The following is a 16,353-nucleotide window of genomic DNA, read 5'->3' as shown; positions in this document are numbered from 1 at the left end:
GCTTATTCTTTTACGGTTGCGTTCACGGTTTGCAGGGGACGCAAAATCACTACCAACGGTGTGACAATGATGATGGTAATAGCCAAAAGCCAGAACAGATCGGCATATGTCATTGTCAGCGCCTGAATGTGAATAATGTTTTCAAGCATGCTGAGTGCTGGGGATGGGCCGTTAAGATTTCCGTTCTGCGCGTCAAGCCATGATTGGACAAGAGGAGAATTGGCGTTGAGAGTTTCTTCGATACGGCGGCTATGTAGCCATTCCCGTCGATCCTGAAGGATAGCAATGGCAGCCAACGCCAGAGAGCCACCCACATTTCTGGCTGCGTTGTAAACACCTGCGGCATCGGCCGCATGTTCCCGCGTAACGGAACGAATGGCGGCCTGATTAAGAAACAGTCCTGTAAATGTAGTGCCAATTCCACGCAGCACTTGCGATAATCCAAAGGCCCCGCCTGCCGAAAGAGGGCTTAGATCTGTTTCCAGAAATGCGCTACCTGCGAGCAAAAGCATCCCGATACCGACAGCAAGACGGATATCGAGTGCCCGGATCATCAACGGCGTAATGGGCATCATCAGCAGGATTGGCACGCCAGACAACATGACAATAATGCCCGACTGCAACGCATTATAATTGGCGACACCTGCCAGAAACTGCGGAATAGCATAGGCTGTGCCGTAACTGACCATAGACACAACCATAGACATGATAATGACACTGCTAAACTGCCGCTGAAGTAGCAAACGCAGCCGGATAACGGGTTTCGCAGCATAAATCTGCCCCAGAAACAGAAGAACAAACCCGATGAGAGACATAAGCGCCAGTTGTTGAATCATGGACGATTCAAACCAGCGCTCCCGCTCTCCTTCCTCCAACACGACGGTCAGACCGCCCAAACCAAATGCCAGCCCTGCTATCCCCAACCAATCTGCCTGCGTTATCAGGTCAAGACGGTGCCGCTCATGCGCCATAGTGGTCAGCAGAAGAACGATCAGAACAAAACTAAGAGGCAGATTGACGAAAAATATATAATGCCACGAGATTGCCTCCGTCAGCCAACCGCCTAGCAGCGGCCCTACCACTGGCCCAACCAACGCTGTTGCTCCAAAACAGGCGTTCCCGATTGCCTGCTGTGCTGGGGGCAGACGTGTTGCAATAATTGTCATGGCGGTAGGGATAAGTGCTCCCCCAGTCATGCCCTGCCCCAACCGCCCGATGATCATCATCGGCAAACTGGTCGATATTCCGCAGACAATCGAAAATACAGTAAAAAGAAAAGTGACCGTTAAAAGCAACGTGCGCAGTCCAAGAAGGCGCGTTAGCCATGCTGAAAGCGGAATGATAATAATTTCTGCGACCAGATACGCCGTTGCAATCCACGTCCCTTCTGTACCGTTTGCACCGATTTCGCCCTGTACAACCGGCAGTGCAGAGTTAACGATAGAGACATCCAGTGTCGCCATCAGTGCCCCAAGCGTTCCTGCCAGCACAGCAAGCCAGTCAGAAAGGTTCGCCCGTCCTCCAGCAGCCCCCGTTGGATCGCGAGCAGCGGTCATGGTGAAGAATGCCCCTGCCCTTGTGGAGAATGATCGGCCTGATCTCCCGGTTTCGTATTGACTTCGACAACGACTGACAGTCCCGCCAGCAGTTTTCCGCGCAATTCCGACGGAACGGAAAAAGCAATTCTGACAGGAACCCGCTGCACCACTTTGGTGAAATTTCCCGTCGCATTCTGTGGTGGAAGCAGGGAGAACAAGGCTCCCGTGGCAGGGGAAAGACTTTCGACAGATCCCCGTAGCGTCACACCCGGCAGCGCATCTACTTTTATTGAGACAGGCTGACCTACCGCCATGCGACGCACCTGCGTTTCCTTGAAATTCGCAGTGACATAAAGCGTGTCCAAAGGAACCAAAGAAAGCAGTCGTGTACCGGGCTGAACATATTGCCCAAGCCGTACACTCCTATCCCCTACCCTGCCATCAACTCCCGCACGGACAACGGCCGCATCCACACTCACACTGTCAGCATCAAGTTCTGCCTGCGCGCCTTCGGCCTGAGCCCGCGCCTGCTGAACCTGCGTTTGTAAAGTCACAATATGGCGCTGATTCTGCACCCACGTCGCACGGGCCGCTTTTGCATTGGCTTCATACTTCGCGGCAGTCGTGCGCAAAGATGTCAGCTTTTCCTGTGTTTCGGCTCCTGTTCTACTCAACGGTTCATATCGCAGAACTTCGTTTCTTGCCGCACGGGCGTCGCTGTCTGCGGCCATGAACTGAGCATGAGATTGCTCCACTGCCGCAGCCTGTTCATCAATGGCGGCCGTTGCATTGGCGGCTTCGGCCTTGGCTACTTCTATCTGTGCCTGTGCCTGTCGTGCTTTTGCCTGATAGTCCTGAACATTAATATGAATCAGGGGGTGTCCAGCCTTAACGTCTTCATTGTCACGGACATAAATCTGGTCAACATAGCCAGAAATACGGGGCGCAACCGACACGATATCCGCCTCAATATAGGCGTTGTTCGTCGTCTGCCGGTACTTTCCGTAAAGCTGGTCCCATACAAACCATGCGACAATACTGATGAACACGAAGCTACCAAGTGCCACCAATATGCGCCGCGCTTTGGGTGAGAGGCGTTGCTTTTCACCTTGGCCAGCCTCAACAGGCTGTTCAGACGGCAAATTCGGTGCGGTGTTTGTCTGCTTCTCTGCCGTCATCTGAGACTGCCGGTTCCGTCCATCAGAAAGAATGGGCTATGATCCCAGCCCAGATTGAATGCAATCAATATGATATGGTAGTAGCATTATATGGAAAAGACAACATATGCCACCCTTCAGGAGGCCTTGCGCGATTTCTATGTGACGTCGCAGCGGATTATGGAGCGCGTGTGCGAGGTCAAAGGCGTTTCCTTCACACGCATTCGTCTAATGATTTTTATAGAAAGACGGGGCTGGACCCGATCGGCTGACGTAATTGACGTGCTTAGTTTAGCCCCCCGCACTGTCACGGAAGCGATCGACGCGTTAGAAAAAGAAGGCCTAGCCTGTCGAACACCCGACCCGGAAGATCGCAGGGTTAAAAGAGTTTCTCTTACCCCCAAAGGACTGGACATTCTGGCCGAGTTTGAACCGATCAGAAATGCCTTTGCAGAGGATCTTTTCAAGGTTCTCAATAAGGATGAGGAGAGCGCCCTCATTACGCTTCTGAAGCGCCTTAATGACCGTTTAGGAGAATTAGAGGCTGAACATCATAAACCAGAGTAGAACATATAAGTTACACGCCCCAACCATAGGTCAGCAGACGACGTCACTCTGGCATTATGAGGGTATTATTTACCCTATGGCTTTCAATTTAATTTGTTAATTTTCTTTAGGGGCGAGGTAATCGGAAATTTTACCTCGCCCATGTACCCTTTTACCTAAAAGCACTTTTATTGCCACTTAGGTTTTGAGCCTAAGCCTGTAAGGCAGTGCAATAATTCTATATATGGCAAACTTATACTTCAGAAATAACTTTCCTTAAGGTTACCATCATGGATTTTAGTTCTTCTTCAGTTGAAATAAAGGGTGGTCCGAAAGAAATAATATCGCCAGTCACACGTAGCAGTAGCCCCTGTTTCAGCGCTTCTTCAAACACAGTGGCGCCTCTTACACCAACGCCTTCTTCAGCAGGTTTGAGTTCAACAGCAGCTGTCAGACCAATATTTCGGATATCCGCTATATGCGGTATTCCTTTCAGGCTATGGGCAGCATCTTCCAGAACAGGTTCTAACTCTTTAACCCGTTCAAACAGGCCTTCGCTTTCCATAATATCCAGCACGACATGACCTACAGCCGCCGCCAAAGGATGGCCTGAGTAAGTATAGCCATGACAGAATTCAATCGCGCTCTGCGGCCCGGTCATGAATGTTTTATAAATTTCATCGGTAACAATCACACCACCCATAGGCACAATACCGTTGGTAATGGCCTTGGCAAAGGTAATGATATCAGGCTTTACGTCAAAACGCTGGGATGCAAATGGAGCACCCATACGACCAAAGCCTGTAATTACCTCATCAAAGATCAACAGGATGCCATGTTTCGTGCAGATTTCGCGTAAACGCTTAAGATACCCTAATGGTGGGACAATAACCCCAGTTGACCCCTGCACAGGCTCAACGATAACAGCCGCAATAGTTGACGCATCATGCAACGCCACCAGCCGCTCAAGGTCTTCTACCCTGTCAGCCCCCCATGTGGGTTGACCTCGCGTAAAGGCCATATGAACGGGATCATAAGTATGCCGAAGGTGATCAACACCGGGCATCATGCCTGCCGCAAACATTTTACGGTTAGACAGGATGCCCCCAACAGACATACCGCCGAAGCCGACCCCGTGGTAACCACGTTCACGCCCAATCATGCGGAAGCGGTTTGCAGCCCCTTTGATACGATGATACCCCAGCACCACTTTCAGGGCAGTATCCACCGCTTCCGAACCGGAATTGGTGAAAAACACGTGGTTCATACCCTCTGGTGCCATGTCAGCAATACGCTGCGCCAGAGATAAAGCGCCTGAATGTGTTAACTGGAAGCTTGGGGAAAAATCAAGTTTTTCAAACTGTTTTTGAATCGCCTCACCAATCAGAGGATGTGCGTGACCCAGAGGGGTGCACCACAGGCCCGAGAGAGTGTCAAATACCTTATGCCCATCAAGTGTCTGATAATAGGCCCCTTTGGCAGACACCAATGTGCGGGGAACTGGATTAGCCTGTAGTACCCGACTGGAGGTAAATGGCTGCCAGTACGTTCCTTTCTGGGCTGTTGCAACAGGATCGAAATTTTCCAGACTATCGTTAAGCTGCATTTTGTCTGCCTTACCCACCAATTCCAAGAAATTTTGTTTCAATCTGTCTTCTATAAATTATCATTCAGTTACGTTAAAGAACTGATCTGCTTTTAATACTGCCTCCAGAAGCACATTTGCACCAGCTTCTGCCTGCGGATTTGTGATACTTTCTTCCTCGTTATGGCTAAGCCCAACTTTGCAAGGCACAAAAATCATGGCTGTCGGGGCAACGCGTGCGACATATCCTGCATCATGCCCGGGGCCAGAGACAATGCGCCGTGCAGGGTACTGTGCTTCAGCCGCAGCCTGCTCGACCATGCTCACACATTCTTTGTCAAAATGAACTGCCGGCGCATCCCAGATTTGAACCACTTCGGCGGTGACAGCACTGTCTGTTGCAATCTGCTGCAACTGAGTCAGAAGTTCGCGTTCCATTTTCAAAACAACAGAATCATCAGGGTCTCGAATATCAATCGTAAAAAAGACCTCGCCCGGCACGACGTTACTGCTATTTGGCCGGTTTTCAAGCAAACCCACGGTCCCCACGGCTGATGGACCATATTTTACCGCAACCGCGCTGACAGTCTGAATCATTTTTGCCGACGCTAAAAGCGCATCATGCCGAAGTGGCATAGGGGTGGAGCCCGCATGAGCATCCTTACCCCGCACCGTGACCTCATACCAACGGGCCCCCTGGATCCCCGTCACAATCCCGATAGTTTTCTCTTCCGCCTCAAGAATGGGGCCTTGTTCAATATGCAGTTCAAAATAGGCTGTTAACGGGTGCTCGCCGCATTTTTCTACGCCGCGATAGCCTATTGCATCCAGTTCATCGCCAAAACGGATACCGGCGCGGTCACGTTTTTCCAGCACCTCCTCTTCCGTGAAGACACCGGCAAAAACACCCGAGCACATCATGGGCGGAGAAAATCGGGACCCTTCCTCATTCGTCCAGTTAATCAGTTCGATGGGATGCCGCGTCACGTAGCCGGATTTGTGCAACGCGCGCAGCACCGACAGGCCACCCAAAACACCAAGGATACCATCAAATTTGCCGCCTGTGGGCTGTGTATCTAAATGACTGCCCATACTAATGGGTGGCAGTGTGTTGTCCTGTCCTGCACGTCTGGCGAATAAATTACCCATTGAATCATGCGAAACAGTACAGCCTAGTGCTTCACAGGTCTGCATGAACCAGTCACGTACCTGCTTGTCCTCCTGCGTCAGGGTCAGACGTTTGATTCCTCCCTTTGCTGTCCCCCCAAAGCGGGCCGTTTCCATCAGATCAGTCCACAAAGCCTGACCATCCACACATAAGTTACTTATTTTACCACTGTTTGTTTTCTGAACCACAGTCACCAACTCCTTTTATAAAATATTGACAATAAAATCTAAGAGCCAACATGCATTCTGTGTGGATTATTTGGATGCTCCGGCCATGTCAGTTCTTCTTCTACTGGTTGGGGCTGCATGGTAATACAGCCATCTACTGGGCAAACATGCGCACACAGGTTGCACCCGACGCATTCTTCTTCAATCACATCATAATGGCGCTCACCATTCATGAGGGTTTTGGAAATGGCCTGATGAGACGTATCTTCACAGGCAATGTGACATAACCCGCAGCTAACGCAAGCATCCTGATTGATTTCTGCAATCGTCTTGAACTTCAGGTTGAGCTTATTCCAATTCACAAATTTTGGAATTGCCTGCCCACTGACTGACGGAATATCGGCATAGCCCTTTTGATCCATCCAGCTGGAAAGACCATCAATCATGTCTTCCACAATGCGAAAGCCATAATGCATTGCCGCTGTGCAAACCTGAAGCGTGGTTGATCCCATTGCCAGAAATTCGGCAGCATCTCTCCAAGAACCAATACCGCCGATACCAGAAATAGGCAGACCCGCCAGTTCGGGATCACGCGCTATTTCCCCAATCATGCGCAAGGCAATAGGTTTTACAGCAGGCCCACAATATCCCCCATGGGTACCTTTCCCACCAACAACTGGCATGGGGGCCATTTGATCAAGATCCACCCCAATGACAGACTGGATGGTGTTAATAAGCGAAACGGCATCCGCCCCACCGCGCTTGGCGGCATATGCTGGCATAAGGATATTTGTAATATTGGGCGTCAGTTTTACAATGACTGGCATCCGCGTGTATTGCTTGCACCAGCGTGTTACCATTTCAACATATTCGGGCACCTGACCAACAGCCGCACCCATATTGCGTTCAGACATACCATGTGGGCAGCCGAAATTGAGTTCGATACCGTCAGCCCCGGTTTCTTCTACAATCGGCAGTATGGATTTCCAGCTATCTTCCACACACGGGACCATAAGGCTGACAACAACTGCCCGATCCGGATAATCCCTCTTGACCTGCTTGATCTCAGCAATATTGACAGCCAGGGGCCGATCGGAAATCAGTTCAATATTATTCAGCCCCATCATACGGTTCCCATTATAGTTCAGGGAACCATAACGAGAACTGACATTGACGACAGGCGGATCTTCACCAAGTGTTTTCCACACAACGCCGCCCCATCCTGCTTCAAAAGCACGTCTTACATTATAGGCTTTATCGGTAGGGGGTGCAGACGCCAGCCAAAAAGGATTAGGCGAAGAAATACCAGCAAAATTTGTGCGCAAATCAGCCATGTTTTTGTTCCTTTACTGCCCTGACAGGCCAGACAACATCAGATGAATTGCCTCTGCTGCGTCTCGCCCGTCCCGCACAGCAGCAACCGTCAAATCTTCACCCGGAGTGCAATCTCCCCCGGCGTACACACCAGGCAGCGAGGTCCTATACTGGTCATCCACCAAAATCCGACCGTTACTGATTGTAATGGACTCTTCCTGCACATCATCAGGCACAAAAAGTTGGCCGACAGCTTTCAGCACCATATCTGCTGGCACCACAAATGTATCAGTCAGATCATACTGAGGCCGACCATCACTTCCGACTATGCCACGGGCAAATTCAACGCCCTGCAACGCTCCATTATCTGCAACAATTTTGACAGGCGAGGCCCATATCTTGACCGTGACGCCATTGGTCTGTGCCCATTCACGCTCAACAGGCGTGGCAGACATATGCTCATACCCGCGCCTGTAGATAAGAGAAACTTCTTCAGCGCCAAGCCGACGCGCCTGCACAGCTGCGTCCACTGCCGTATTCCCACCGCCAATCACAACAACTCTGCGCCCCACAGGCACGGTCTTTTTATCTTGTGAGCGAAGGTCTTCAATAAATCTGACAGCATCCATCACGCCGTCAACGTGCTCGCCGTCAATCCCTAAAGCCCTTACACCGGCTTGGCCTACAGCAAGAAACACGGCATCATAATCGGAACGCAGCTCTGAAATATGCAGATTTTGCCCCAACCGTTTTCCGCCCACAAACGAAATACCGCCGATTTCCATGAGGAAATCTATTTCTCTCTGTGCAAAATTATCGGCCAGCTTGTAAGCAGCGACGCCATATTCGTTCAAACCACCAGCCAGATCATGTGAATCAAACAACACGACATCATGGCCATACATTGCCAGACGATGCGCGCAGGCCAGACCGGCTGGCCCTGCCCCCACAACAGCAACGGTCTTACCGGTCAGAACGTTCCGTTTGAAAGGCTGCCCCCCGTGTTCCATCTGCCAGTCAGTTGCATGCCGTTGCAGCGCGCCAATGCGGATTGGCTGCCCTTCTTCCCGTGTATTGTGAACACATTTCTGTTCGCACAAAATTTCAGTGGGGCATACACGGGCACAAGCACCGCCCAGTATATTTGATTCAAGAATGGTTCTGGCAGAACCCTGCATATTGTCAGTCGCTATTGCGCGAATGAATTTAGGAATATCAATACTTGTCGGACACGCTTCAATACAGGGCGCATCGTAACAGAAAAAACACCGCTCGGCCTCCACCACGGCCTGTGCGTGCGTAAGGGGCGGATGCGCATCCGCAAAATTAGCGGCAAGCTCTGCCTCACTTAGGCGACCACTGATGGTATCCGGGAGTCTCATCTTCCAATTCCCATGAAATTCCGATTTCGTAATGGTATGAGAAAACGAGCCGGTTTAGCAATGTTTTTCTGACCATTTGTTCAGCTTTTTTAACTTTGTTTTTGTGTGTCTTTGATAACAAAACAAAAAAGACCCGCCCGAATAATGGGCAGGCCTCTCTTGCCGACTACTCCGTTAATCAGAAACCTGTGGAGATAGAAAAAGAAACCGCAAACCCCGGTGACAATGTATACGTTGGCGCACTGCCCGCAGCGAACTGCGTTCCGTACAGTCCTGTTGTCGCATGCGCGAAGGGTGACATTGAATACACCCCGTTCCGATAAAGAGACCCAGCCAAATTCTGGAAATTAAGCTGGATCTGCGGCGAGCGCAGATGCCATTTATTGGAGAAACGATACCCTATTGTTACCGTATCCATAATATAAGGGTGAATTTTCTCATCATTAACCAATGTTGAATATTGGGACCCTATATATTTAAGATTGAGATTAGCGAATATATGGCCATTATCCCAATCTATTCCCAAAGCTCCCATTTCTTTTGGCGTGCTGACCGGACGTTTTCCTTTTGTGTGTAGATAGTCGCTAAGATACTGAATATTGGAATCCATCGTCGCATCAAGATATTCGAAGCTAATATAGGGGCGGAAATGGCCTAGTATCGGCCGGGTTCCAAGCTGCACATCCACGCCACGAGATGTCTGATTCCCAACATTCATAGTTGTCGACATCGGAGCACTTCCAAAATAGCTCAGAACCCCCATCTGTCGGTTTGTGAAATTATAATTAAAGAAAGAGATTTCGCCGACGAACAGATCATCATGATAGCGATAACCAATTTCTTCTTCTATTGCATATTCAGGTTTTACATTAGAGGAAGGGGCTGTCGACATAGACCCATCAGCATTATACAATTCAAATAATGTATTATTATTGGGCATTTTAAAATTGGTTGTGCCCAGAACATATAATTGATGGTGGCTATTGAACCTGTAGCTGGCGCTAAATTGCGGTAAAGGTTCAAAAACATTCTGCCCCCTATGCGGCTGAATATTGGGTACATAGCTGTCAACCTTACGGTTCACCATAGCAACCCGTAGCCCAGCCTGAAGCTCAAGTTTATCATTCAACAGACTAAGTTTATCACCCAGGTACAGCATATTGACCTGCGTAAATGTATTATGGTCGTTCAGGTACCAACGGTTATCATCAGATGTCTTGTAAATATGGGGGCCATAGTCGCCATAAATATTGGCAGGACCACCTGTCTGCTGGTTGATATAGGAAACAGGTGTGGATTGGTTTGTCCTAGACCATTCATACCACCACCCAAAGGTGACTGTATTATGGCCTTTCTGCCATGTCAGCTTCGCGTTATTGCCTGTCCGATGATAGCTGAAATATAGCGGTGTATAGACTGTGGTTCCGTCTGCAACATCGACATTTACAGGTTGATTGCCCGAAAATGTCTGTCCATTCGTAATCGTGCTGACACCTCCAATGCTGCCAGACCCCCACCATAAATAAGGAGTATCATCAAAGCGCAACCCATCAGCCAGCTTTAGAGAAAGCGGGGCCGATGCAATCAGATTCTGAAAGGCATCAAGACCGTATTTATAATAATCGGTTTTATTATTGGGGTCATAATGTGATGAAAAATCATAATGTTTCCCATATTTTTCAAACTGATCTTTTGTCGGGTTCATATCCAGTTGCAGCACATTTGTGTTGTAACTGGCATTTACAGTCCAGCGGCTATCAGGAGTAAAATCTTTGATCAGTTTGAAATCAACGTGTTTACGTCCAAATTTTCCCGGCCCACGCCAGTTATTCGCCGCCGTGTTTGAAAAAGAGGCAAAGGCCCTTACGCCGCTATTGCCAATATCACCGGTTTCCAACCGAATAAATTCGCGGTGCATATTATAAGAACCATAGGAAAAATCGACAAACCCTCCCCGCTTGTGGGATGGATCAATCAACTCCGCATAGGCACTTCCTGCCGCTGCAGAAATACTAGGTGTGTCAATATCAGCCGACCCCGGCATAAGCGAAACAGATTTCAGATTATCCCCATCGGATGTCTGGTTCGCATAAAAACCGCCATCCCCAACGTCATTGACGGGGGCACCATTATAAATCCAGCCGACATGGTCTCCCGGCAAGCCACGCAACATCAGATTGCCACCTGCAATACCGTAAGGTTCAGTCAGCGTCACGAAGGCACTTGGCGCAAGGGCCAGAACCTGAACAGGGTTGGCTGACGGCGGCTGCTTGGCAATGAAGTCGCGTGTGACAGATTGTATTGTGCCAGATCGGGTTTCAACCCGCATAAGACCACCACCCGGCGCATGCCGCGTAACACCCTGCACAGTTGAAGACCCTGCCACCTGAATTTCTTCTGGCCCGGACGTAGCCGACACCGGGCCATACGGCTTTTTATGCTTTTTTGTAACAACTTTTCCCGGTACTTTTGCATGATTTGGTAAGGTCTGCCCCACAGCCCCCTGCCCTACCAACAAAGAACCAAGAATTGTCCCTGTCAGCAGGAACTGTACGGCTGATGTTCGAAAATAAGGCATAATTTTCCCAACTCTGGCAAAGTGGCTGCATGCCGTTGTGATCTGCATAGCCCGCAGGGATCCTACCGAGGTCATATATCGTCTACGAAACGATAAGGTGATTCGGTACGAAATCGCAATGGTATTTCGACCATTTGGTTATATTTTATTGAGAACGCAAAGCGTGCGTAATCTCCTGAGGGTCAGGTGTATAAATCTTGTATTTTGTGACGTATAATTACTATAATTTAGAAAATAATTTCAGGATTTTTGGAAAATGCTTCTACAGGGCGACCCGGTTCCCAGCTTTACTCAATATTGCAACACGGATTGGAAGCATTACAGCTTTGATATGGCAGCCGGACGATATATCATTCTGCTGTTCTGCCCATCTATTCAAACAGAAACGACACAAATTGCTTTAAACAATTTGGCCTCTCTGAAAGAACTGAGACAACAGGCACGTATTGAGGTTTTTATTGTCAGTGCTGATCGCAACGACAGAGATTCATGTGATCTAAGAAATTACGAAGACACAGCATTTTTTCTATTTGATGCAGATTTGAAGGTGCATAATCTGTTCGGAGTTGCATCAGATCAGCTCATGTGGGTGGTGGTAGACCCCATGTTGCGGGTCAAAAAAATTCTACCGTATAATCAGAACTCTTTTGAAACTGTGAAATATTTTGTCCTGAATGCCCCCCCTTACCAAGATGGCCCAATCCCTGCCCTGCTCTTAGACAGTGTTCTGGAAGCAGAATTCTGCCAAACGCTAATCAACTATTTCAATCAGCAGTCTCCCATTCCATCGGGAATCCTCACTCAAAACGCTCAAGGAAAAGCCGTCACAACTGCAAGTCGTTCTTTCAAACGACGTTATGACTGCATATTAAAAGAACCCAGTCTGGTCAGAAATTTACAAGCCAGAATTATTCGGCGTGTGGTTCCTGAAATTAAAAAATCCTTTCAGTGTGAAGTCACTGGCATGGATCGTATGATTGTCAGTTGTTATGATTCAGCTGATTTGGGCTGCTTTGCGCCCCATCGTGACAATACTGTCGCTGGCGCACGTCACCGTCTCTTCGCCATTTCAATTAATTTGAATAACGACTTTGACGGGGGAGATCTCTTTTTTCCTGAATTTTCTGCCCGTGGTTTTTGCCCGTCCCCAGGCGGAGCGATTATTTTTTCAAGCGCACTACTGCATGCTGTTCGTCCCGTAACGGCAGGAAGACGTTATGCCTGCCTGCCGTTTGTGTTTAATGAAGCATCAATCACATACGCGAAAGAACAGGATGCAAAACTATCAAACCATCAGGCCAGAGGATAACGGACAGGACGCTTATAAGGCGCACGCTCAAGATAACGGCCCGCACCCCGCACAGGCCTTAAGTCCCCATCATCCCAAACCAGTTTCCCATTGCTGAACGTTTTGCGCGCTAAGCCCGTGACGGTCATTCCTTCATAAATGTTATAATCAACATTTTGATGATGCGTTGCTGCCGAAATAGTCCGTTCAGCAGAAGCATCCCACAACACAATATCAGCATCTGCCCCAACAGAGATGGTCCCTTTGCGTGGATGCAGATTAAAAATACGGGCTGTGTTGGTTGATGTCAAAGCCACAAACTGTTCCGGGCTTAGTTTGCCGCTTTTAACTCCGTAGTGCCACAACACACTCATCCGATCTTCAATGCCCGGCGTTCCGTTTGGAATACGGGTAAAATCATCCAAGCCTGCTTGCTTCTGGTCCTTACAGAAGCAGCAATGATCTGTCGCTGTTGTGTGTAGTTGGCCAGATATTAGCCCACCCCACAAAGCTTTCTGATGGTGCGCTGCCCTGAACGGCGGGCTCATGACGTATCTGGCGGCTTTCAACCAATCTGCACCCGTGTAAACCTGATCATCGAACACCAGATGCTGCGGCAGCACTTCACCATAGACTTCCTGACCACGCATACGGGCTTGTGCAATTGCGTTTGTCGCTTCTTCCGTTGATACGTGCACAACATAGATTGGCACCCCTAACAAACCAGCCAGAGTGATCGCCCGCTGCGTAGCCTCGCCTTCCACCGTAGGAGGCCGAGAAAGTGGGTGGGCGTCTGGGCCGGTTAACCCTTTTGCCAAAAGGTCTTGCTGAAGATAAGCAACAGCATCCCCATTTTCAGCATGTACTGTACACAGCGCACCGAGTTCACCAGCACGCCTCATAGAATGAAGGAAGGCCTCGTCTTCCACCATAAGGGCGTTTTTATAAGCCATGAAATGCTTGAAAGAATTGACGCCACACTCATTAACCAGAGTAGCCATATCCGCATGGACCTGATCATCCCAATGGGTGATGGCGACGTGAAACCCGTAGTCAGCGGCGGCTTTGCGTGCTTTTTCCCGCCATTCTTTCCAGGACTCCAGTAATGTCTTACCCGCACCTGGAATAACAAAATCAAGGATACTGGTTGTACCACCAGCAAGCCCAGCCGCCGTTCCGGTATAGAAGTCATCGCTCGCGATGGTGCCCATAAATGGCATTTCCATGTGTGTATGCGGATCTATGCCACCCGGCATAACAAGCAGGCCGCCAGCATCCACTACCTCGCACTGGGTCGGGGTTTCGATATCTGGCGCAATCTGGGCTATTTTGCCATCGGCGCTACACAGGACATCTGCCCGCATTGTCTGGTCGGCTGTAACAACGGTTCCGCCCCTGATATGCAGCATGACTGGGTGCATCCTCTCTTAATTTTAAGCCTAATCGCGCCTGAACGAATATTTTATACCGAAATCGTATTGTTATTTTGACCTTTCGGTCAATAATATATTCTGAAGTCGAACCAATTTGGAAGAACCCAACATGCCCAGCACTCTGGATGGACAGGCCGATGCCCGTTTAACCAACAAAGATCTGGCCCCAATCCAGACCAGAACATGGGCATGGTCTGACTACCTGTTTTTATGGATGTCAAATGTTCACAGTGTTGCAGGCTATGTTACGGCTGGCAGCCTGTTTGCCATGGGCTTACCGGCAACAGACGTCTTTCTGGCTCTTATTCTTGCTATTGTGGTCGTACAGATTGGAAGCAACCTAGTTGCGCGCCCCAGCTTTGCTTCTGGCACACCGTTTCCCGTCGTCATGCGTATGGCATTTGGTGTTCATGGGGCAATCATACCGGCCCTTGTTCGTGGGGCAATAGCCGTGGGCTGGTATGGTATCCAGACGTGGTTAGCGTCGAATGCATTGCTGGTGCTTACCCTTAAAATCTGGCCCCAACTTATGCCTTGGGCAGACACAGCACTCTCCAGTTTTGCGGGATTATCCCCGCTTGGGTGGTTATCCTTCATGGCTGTGTGGCTTATTCAGCTCATCATTTTCTGGCGAGGAATGGAAGCTATTCGACATTTTATAGACTGGGCGGGCCCCGCTATTTACGTCATGATGCTAGCATTAGATGGCTGGTTGCTCTGGCGCACACATGGGGCAATCAATCTGCATGTTTTTGGCCCGATTGAGAAAACAGGGTTCATGCCCCGCCTGTTAGGAATGTTGAATGCGATCGCACTGACTGTCGCCTATTTTTCACCCATTATTCTGAATTTTGGTGATTTTTCGCGCTACGGAAAATCTATGAAGGACATTAAAATTGGCAACTTCTGGGGTTTACCGATCAATTTTATGGGTTTTTCAATTCTGACATTAATTACCATTTCTCTTACACAACCCGTTTTTGGCCATGTTATTTTAGACCCAGTGGAAACCGTCACAAAAATGGAAAGCCTGACTGTCGTTATTGTCGGTATGGCAACTTTTCTAACGGCGACTATAGGCATCAATATTTCCGCCAACTTTGTGTCGGCTGCTTTTGATTTCTCCAACCTCGCCCCGAATATTCTTTCTTGGCGCAAAGGAGGAATTATTGCGGCTGTGGGTGCCATTCTTGTCATGCCGTGGACCCTTTACACGCGCCCTGAACTCATTCACTTCACGCTGGATGTGCTAGGTACGTTTATTGCACCCTTGGTCGGAATTCTGTTGGCTGATTACTATTTCATTCAACAGCAGACCATTTTCCCTAATGATCTGTATAGCACTGCGCCAAAGGGCCGTTACTGGTACAAAGCGGGCTTTAACCCTATTGCCATTGTTGCACTAGCTGTAGGCGTTAGCTGCGGGCTTTTCGTTATTTTTATGCAACCGTATGCCGCTTTAAGAAACTTTTCCTGGCTTTCAGGCTTTTGTGTGGGCGCAGCTTTACACCTTATCTTGCATCGCTTTCTAAGGGTGACGAGCAGAAAGAACCAACCATACGCATAATCATTGTGACACCGTTCTCATAATCGGCACTCTGCAAGCGGTGTCCCAAAACTGACGAAAACTGAACCTGCATATCTGCATAAGCCTGCGTCATTGACCAGAGAAGAAAAAGAAAGTGAGCAGCATCAACCTCAGCAAAAAGACCTTCTTTATGCCAGTGTTCAAAAACCTCTTTCTTCTCTGCTACATGATTTTTTAAGGTTGTCTTCAAAAACTCTTTTATGCACTCACCACCGGCCAATAATTCATGCATAAACAGGCGTGAGGCGTCTGCCCTTTGCCGAGAAAATTTCATCTTTGCCCGGATATAACCCTCCAAGCCCACAAATGGTGGGTATTTGGTAGAAATCCATTCATCCGCGTCTTCCAACCAACCGCTTAGCAGGCGTTGCAAAGTTGCACGATACAGATCCTCCTTACTACCAAAATAATAGAGGATATTCGCTTTGGGTAAGTCACACGCTTTGGCAATATCATCCACGCGTGCCCCTGCCAAACCATAGGCTGAAAATGTTTTTTCGGCAGCATTGAGAATCTGTTGTGTATTATTCCGACGAGGAACACCCGGATCGCGCAAAACGGGCACTTTTTTTATCATGATGGTCTTAGCCGCACTGTGATGGTTTTCTG

12 protein-coding genes are annotated in these 16,353 nt (G+C 49.0%); 3 read left to right on the top strand and 9 right to left on the bottom strand.

Annotated elements, in window-relative coordinates; translation table 11 throughout:
• Nucleotides 1–2 precede the first annotated feature (2 nt).
• Both Abin_RS14240 and Abin_RS14235 read right to left on the bottom strand, forming a co-directional pair.
• Entirely contained in the window at nucleotides 3–1,556 is a 1,554-nt protein-coding gene (locus Abin_RS14240; protein ID WP_048848101.1) for a DHA2 family efflux MFS transporter permease subunit, read from the bottom strand.
• Complete coding sequence (locus Abin_RS14235; protein ID WP_084593675.1) at nucleotides 1,553–2,716, bottom strand: HlyD family secretion protein; 1,164 nt, start codon at nucleotides 2,714–2,716, stop codon at nucleotides 1,553–1,555. Before Abin_RS14235 ends, Abin_RS14240 begins: the two co-directional genes overlap by 4 nt.
• A gap of 90 nt (nucleotides 2,717–2,806) precedes the next feature.
• Between Abin_RS14235 and Abin_RS14230 the strand changes: the two genes are divergently transcribed.
• Nucleotides 2,807–3,262 (top strand): MarR family winged helix-turn-helix transcriptional regulator, encoded by a 456-nt coding sequence (locus Abin_RS14230; protein WP_048848099.1) that lies wholly within the window; start codon nucleotides 2,807–2,809, stop codon nucleotides 3,260–3,262.
• A 232-nt stretch (nucleotides 3,263–3,494) separates the two neighbouring features.
• Here the strand turns inward: Abin_RS14230 and Abin_RS14225 are convergent, their stop codons facing one another.
• The 5 genes from Abin_RS14225 to Abin_RS14205 all read right to left on the bottom strand — a co-directional run bounded on the left by Abin_RS14225 (nucleotide 3,495) and on the right by Abin_RS14205 (nucleotide 11,435).
• A complete protein-coding gene (locus tag Abin_RS14225) occupies nucleotides 3,495–4,847 on the bottom strand; it encodes an aspartate aminotransferase family protein (protein ID WP_048848158.1) in 1,353 nt (450 codons plus the stop codon).
• A 60-nt stretch (nucleotides 4,848–4,907) separates the two neighbouring features.
• Nucleotides 4,908–6,182, bottom strand: coding sequence for a Zn-dependent hydrolase (locus Abin_RS14220; RefSeq protein WP_048848097.1), 1,275 nt, complete (start codon nucleotides 6,180–6,182; stop codon nucleotides 4,908–4,910).
• 38 nt (nucleotides 6,183–6,220) lie between these two features.
• Nucleotides 6,221–7,495 carry an NAD-dependent dihydropyrimidine dehydrogenase subunit PreA gene (preA, locus tag Abin_RS14215; RefSeq protein ID WP_048848094.1) on the bottom strand — a complete coding sequence of 425 codons (1,275 nt, stop codon included), beginning with the start codon at nucleotides 7,493–7,495 and terminating at the stop codon, nucleotides 6,221–6,223.
• Between the two features lie 12 nt (nucleotides 7,496–7,507).
• Nucleotides 7,508–8,857, bottom strand: a complete 1,350-nt coding sequence (locus tag Abin_RS14210) for an NAD(P)-dependent oxidoreductase (protein WP_048848092.1) — start codon at nucleotides 8,855–8,857, stop codon at nucleotides 7,508–7,510.
• A 178-nt stretch (nucleotides 8,858–9,035) separates the two neighbouring features.
• Nucleotides 9,036–11,435: a TonB-dependent receptor gene (locus tag Abin_RS14205; RefSeq protein ID WP_048848155.1), complete on the bottom strand. Its 2,400-nt coding sequence runs from the start codon at nucleotides 11,433–11,435 to the stop codon at nucleotides 9,036–9,038.
• A gap of 256 nt (nucleotides 11,436–11,691) precedes the next feature.
• Here Abin_RS14205 and Abin_RS14200 point away from each other — a divergent pair, with 256 nt between their 5' ends.
• The gene (locus tag Abin_RS14200) at nucleotides 11,692–12,744 is read left to right on the top strand and encodes a redoxin domain-containing protein (RefSeq protein ID WP_048848090.1); all 1,053 of its coding nucleotides are present in this window, start codon (nucleotides 11,692–11,694) and stop codon (nucleotides 12,742–12,744) included.
• Here Abin_RS14200 and hydA read toward each other — a convergent pair.
• The gene (gene hydA, locus Abin_RS14195) at nucleotides 12,729–14,132 is read right to left on the bottom strand and encodes a dihydropyrimidinase (RefSeq protein ID WP_048848088.1); all 1,404 of its coding nucleotides are present in this window, start codon (nucleotides 14,130–14,132) and stop codon (nucleotides 12,729–12,731) included. The two genes, Abin_RS14200 and hydA, sit on opposite strands and share 16 nt — an antisense overlap.
• A 133-nt stretch (nucleotides 14,133–14,265) precedes the next feature.
• On the opposite strand from hydA, the gene Abin_RS14190 reads away from it, so the two are divergent.
• Nucleotides 14,266–15,723, top strand: coding sequence for an NCS1 family nucleobase:cation symporter-1 (locus tag Abin_RS14190; RefSeq protein ID WP_048848086.1), 1,458 nt, complete (start codon nucleotides 14,266–14,268; stop codon nucleotides 15,721–15,723).
• Here the strand turns inward: Abin_RS14190 and Abin_RS14185 are convergent.
• Complete coding sequence (locus Abin_RS14185; RefSeq protein WP_371862223.1) at nucleotides 15,668–16,324, bottom strand: TetR family transcriptional regulator C-terminal domain-containing protein; 657 nt, start codon at nucleotides 16,322–16,324, stop codon at nucleotides 15,668–15,670. The two genes, Abin_RS14190 and Abin_RS14185, sit on opposite strands and share 56 nt — an antisense overlap.
• Between the last annotated feature and the right edge of the window lie 29 nt (nucleotides 16,325–16,353).

This window comes from Acetobacter indonesiensis (genome assembly GCF_000963945.1).
Lineage (GTDB): Bacteria > Pseudomonadota > Alphaproteobacteria > Acetobacterales > Acetobacteraceae > Acetobacter > Acetobacter indonesiensis.
Note: the sequence above shows the minus strand (reverse complement) of the source record. Positions and strands in the feature narration are given on the sequence as shown.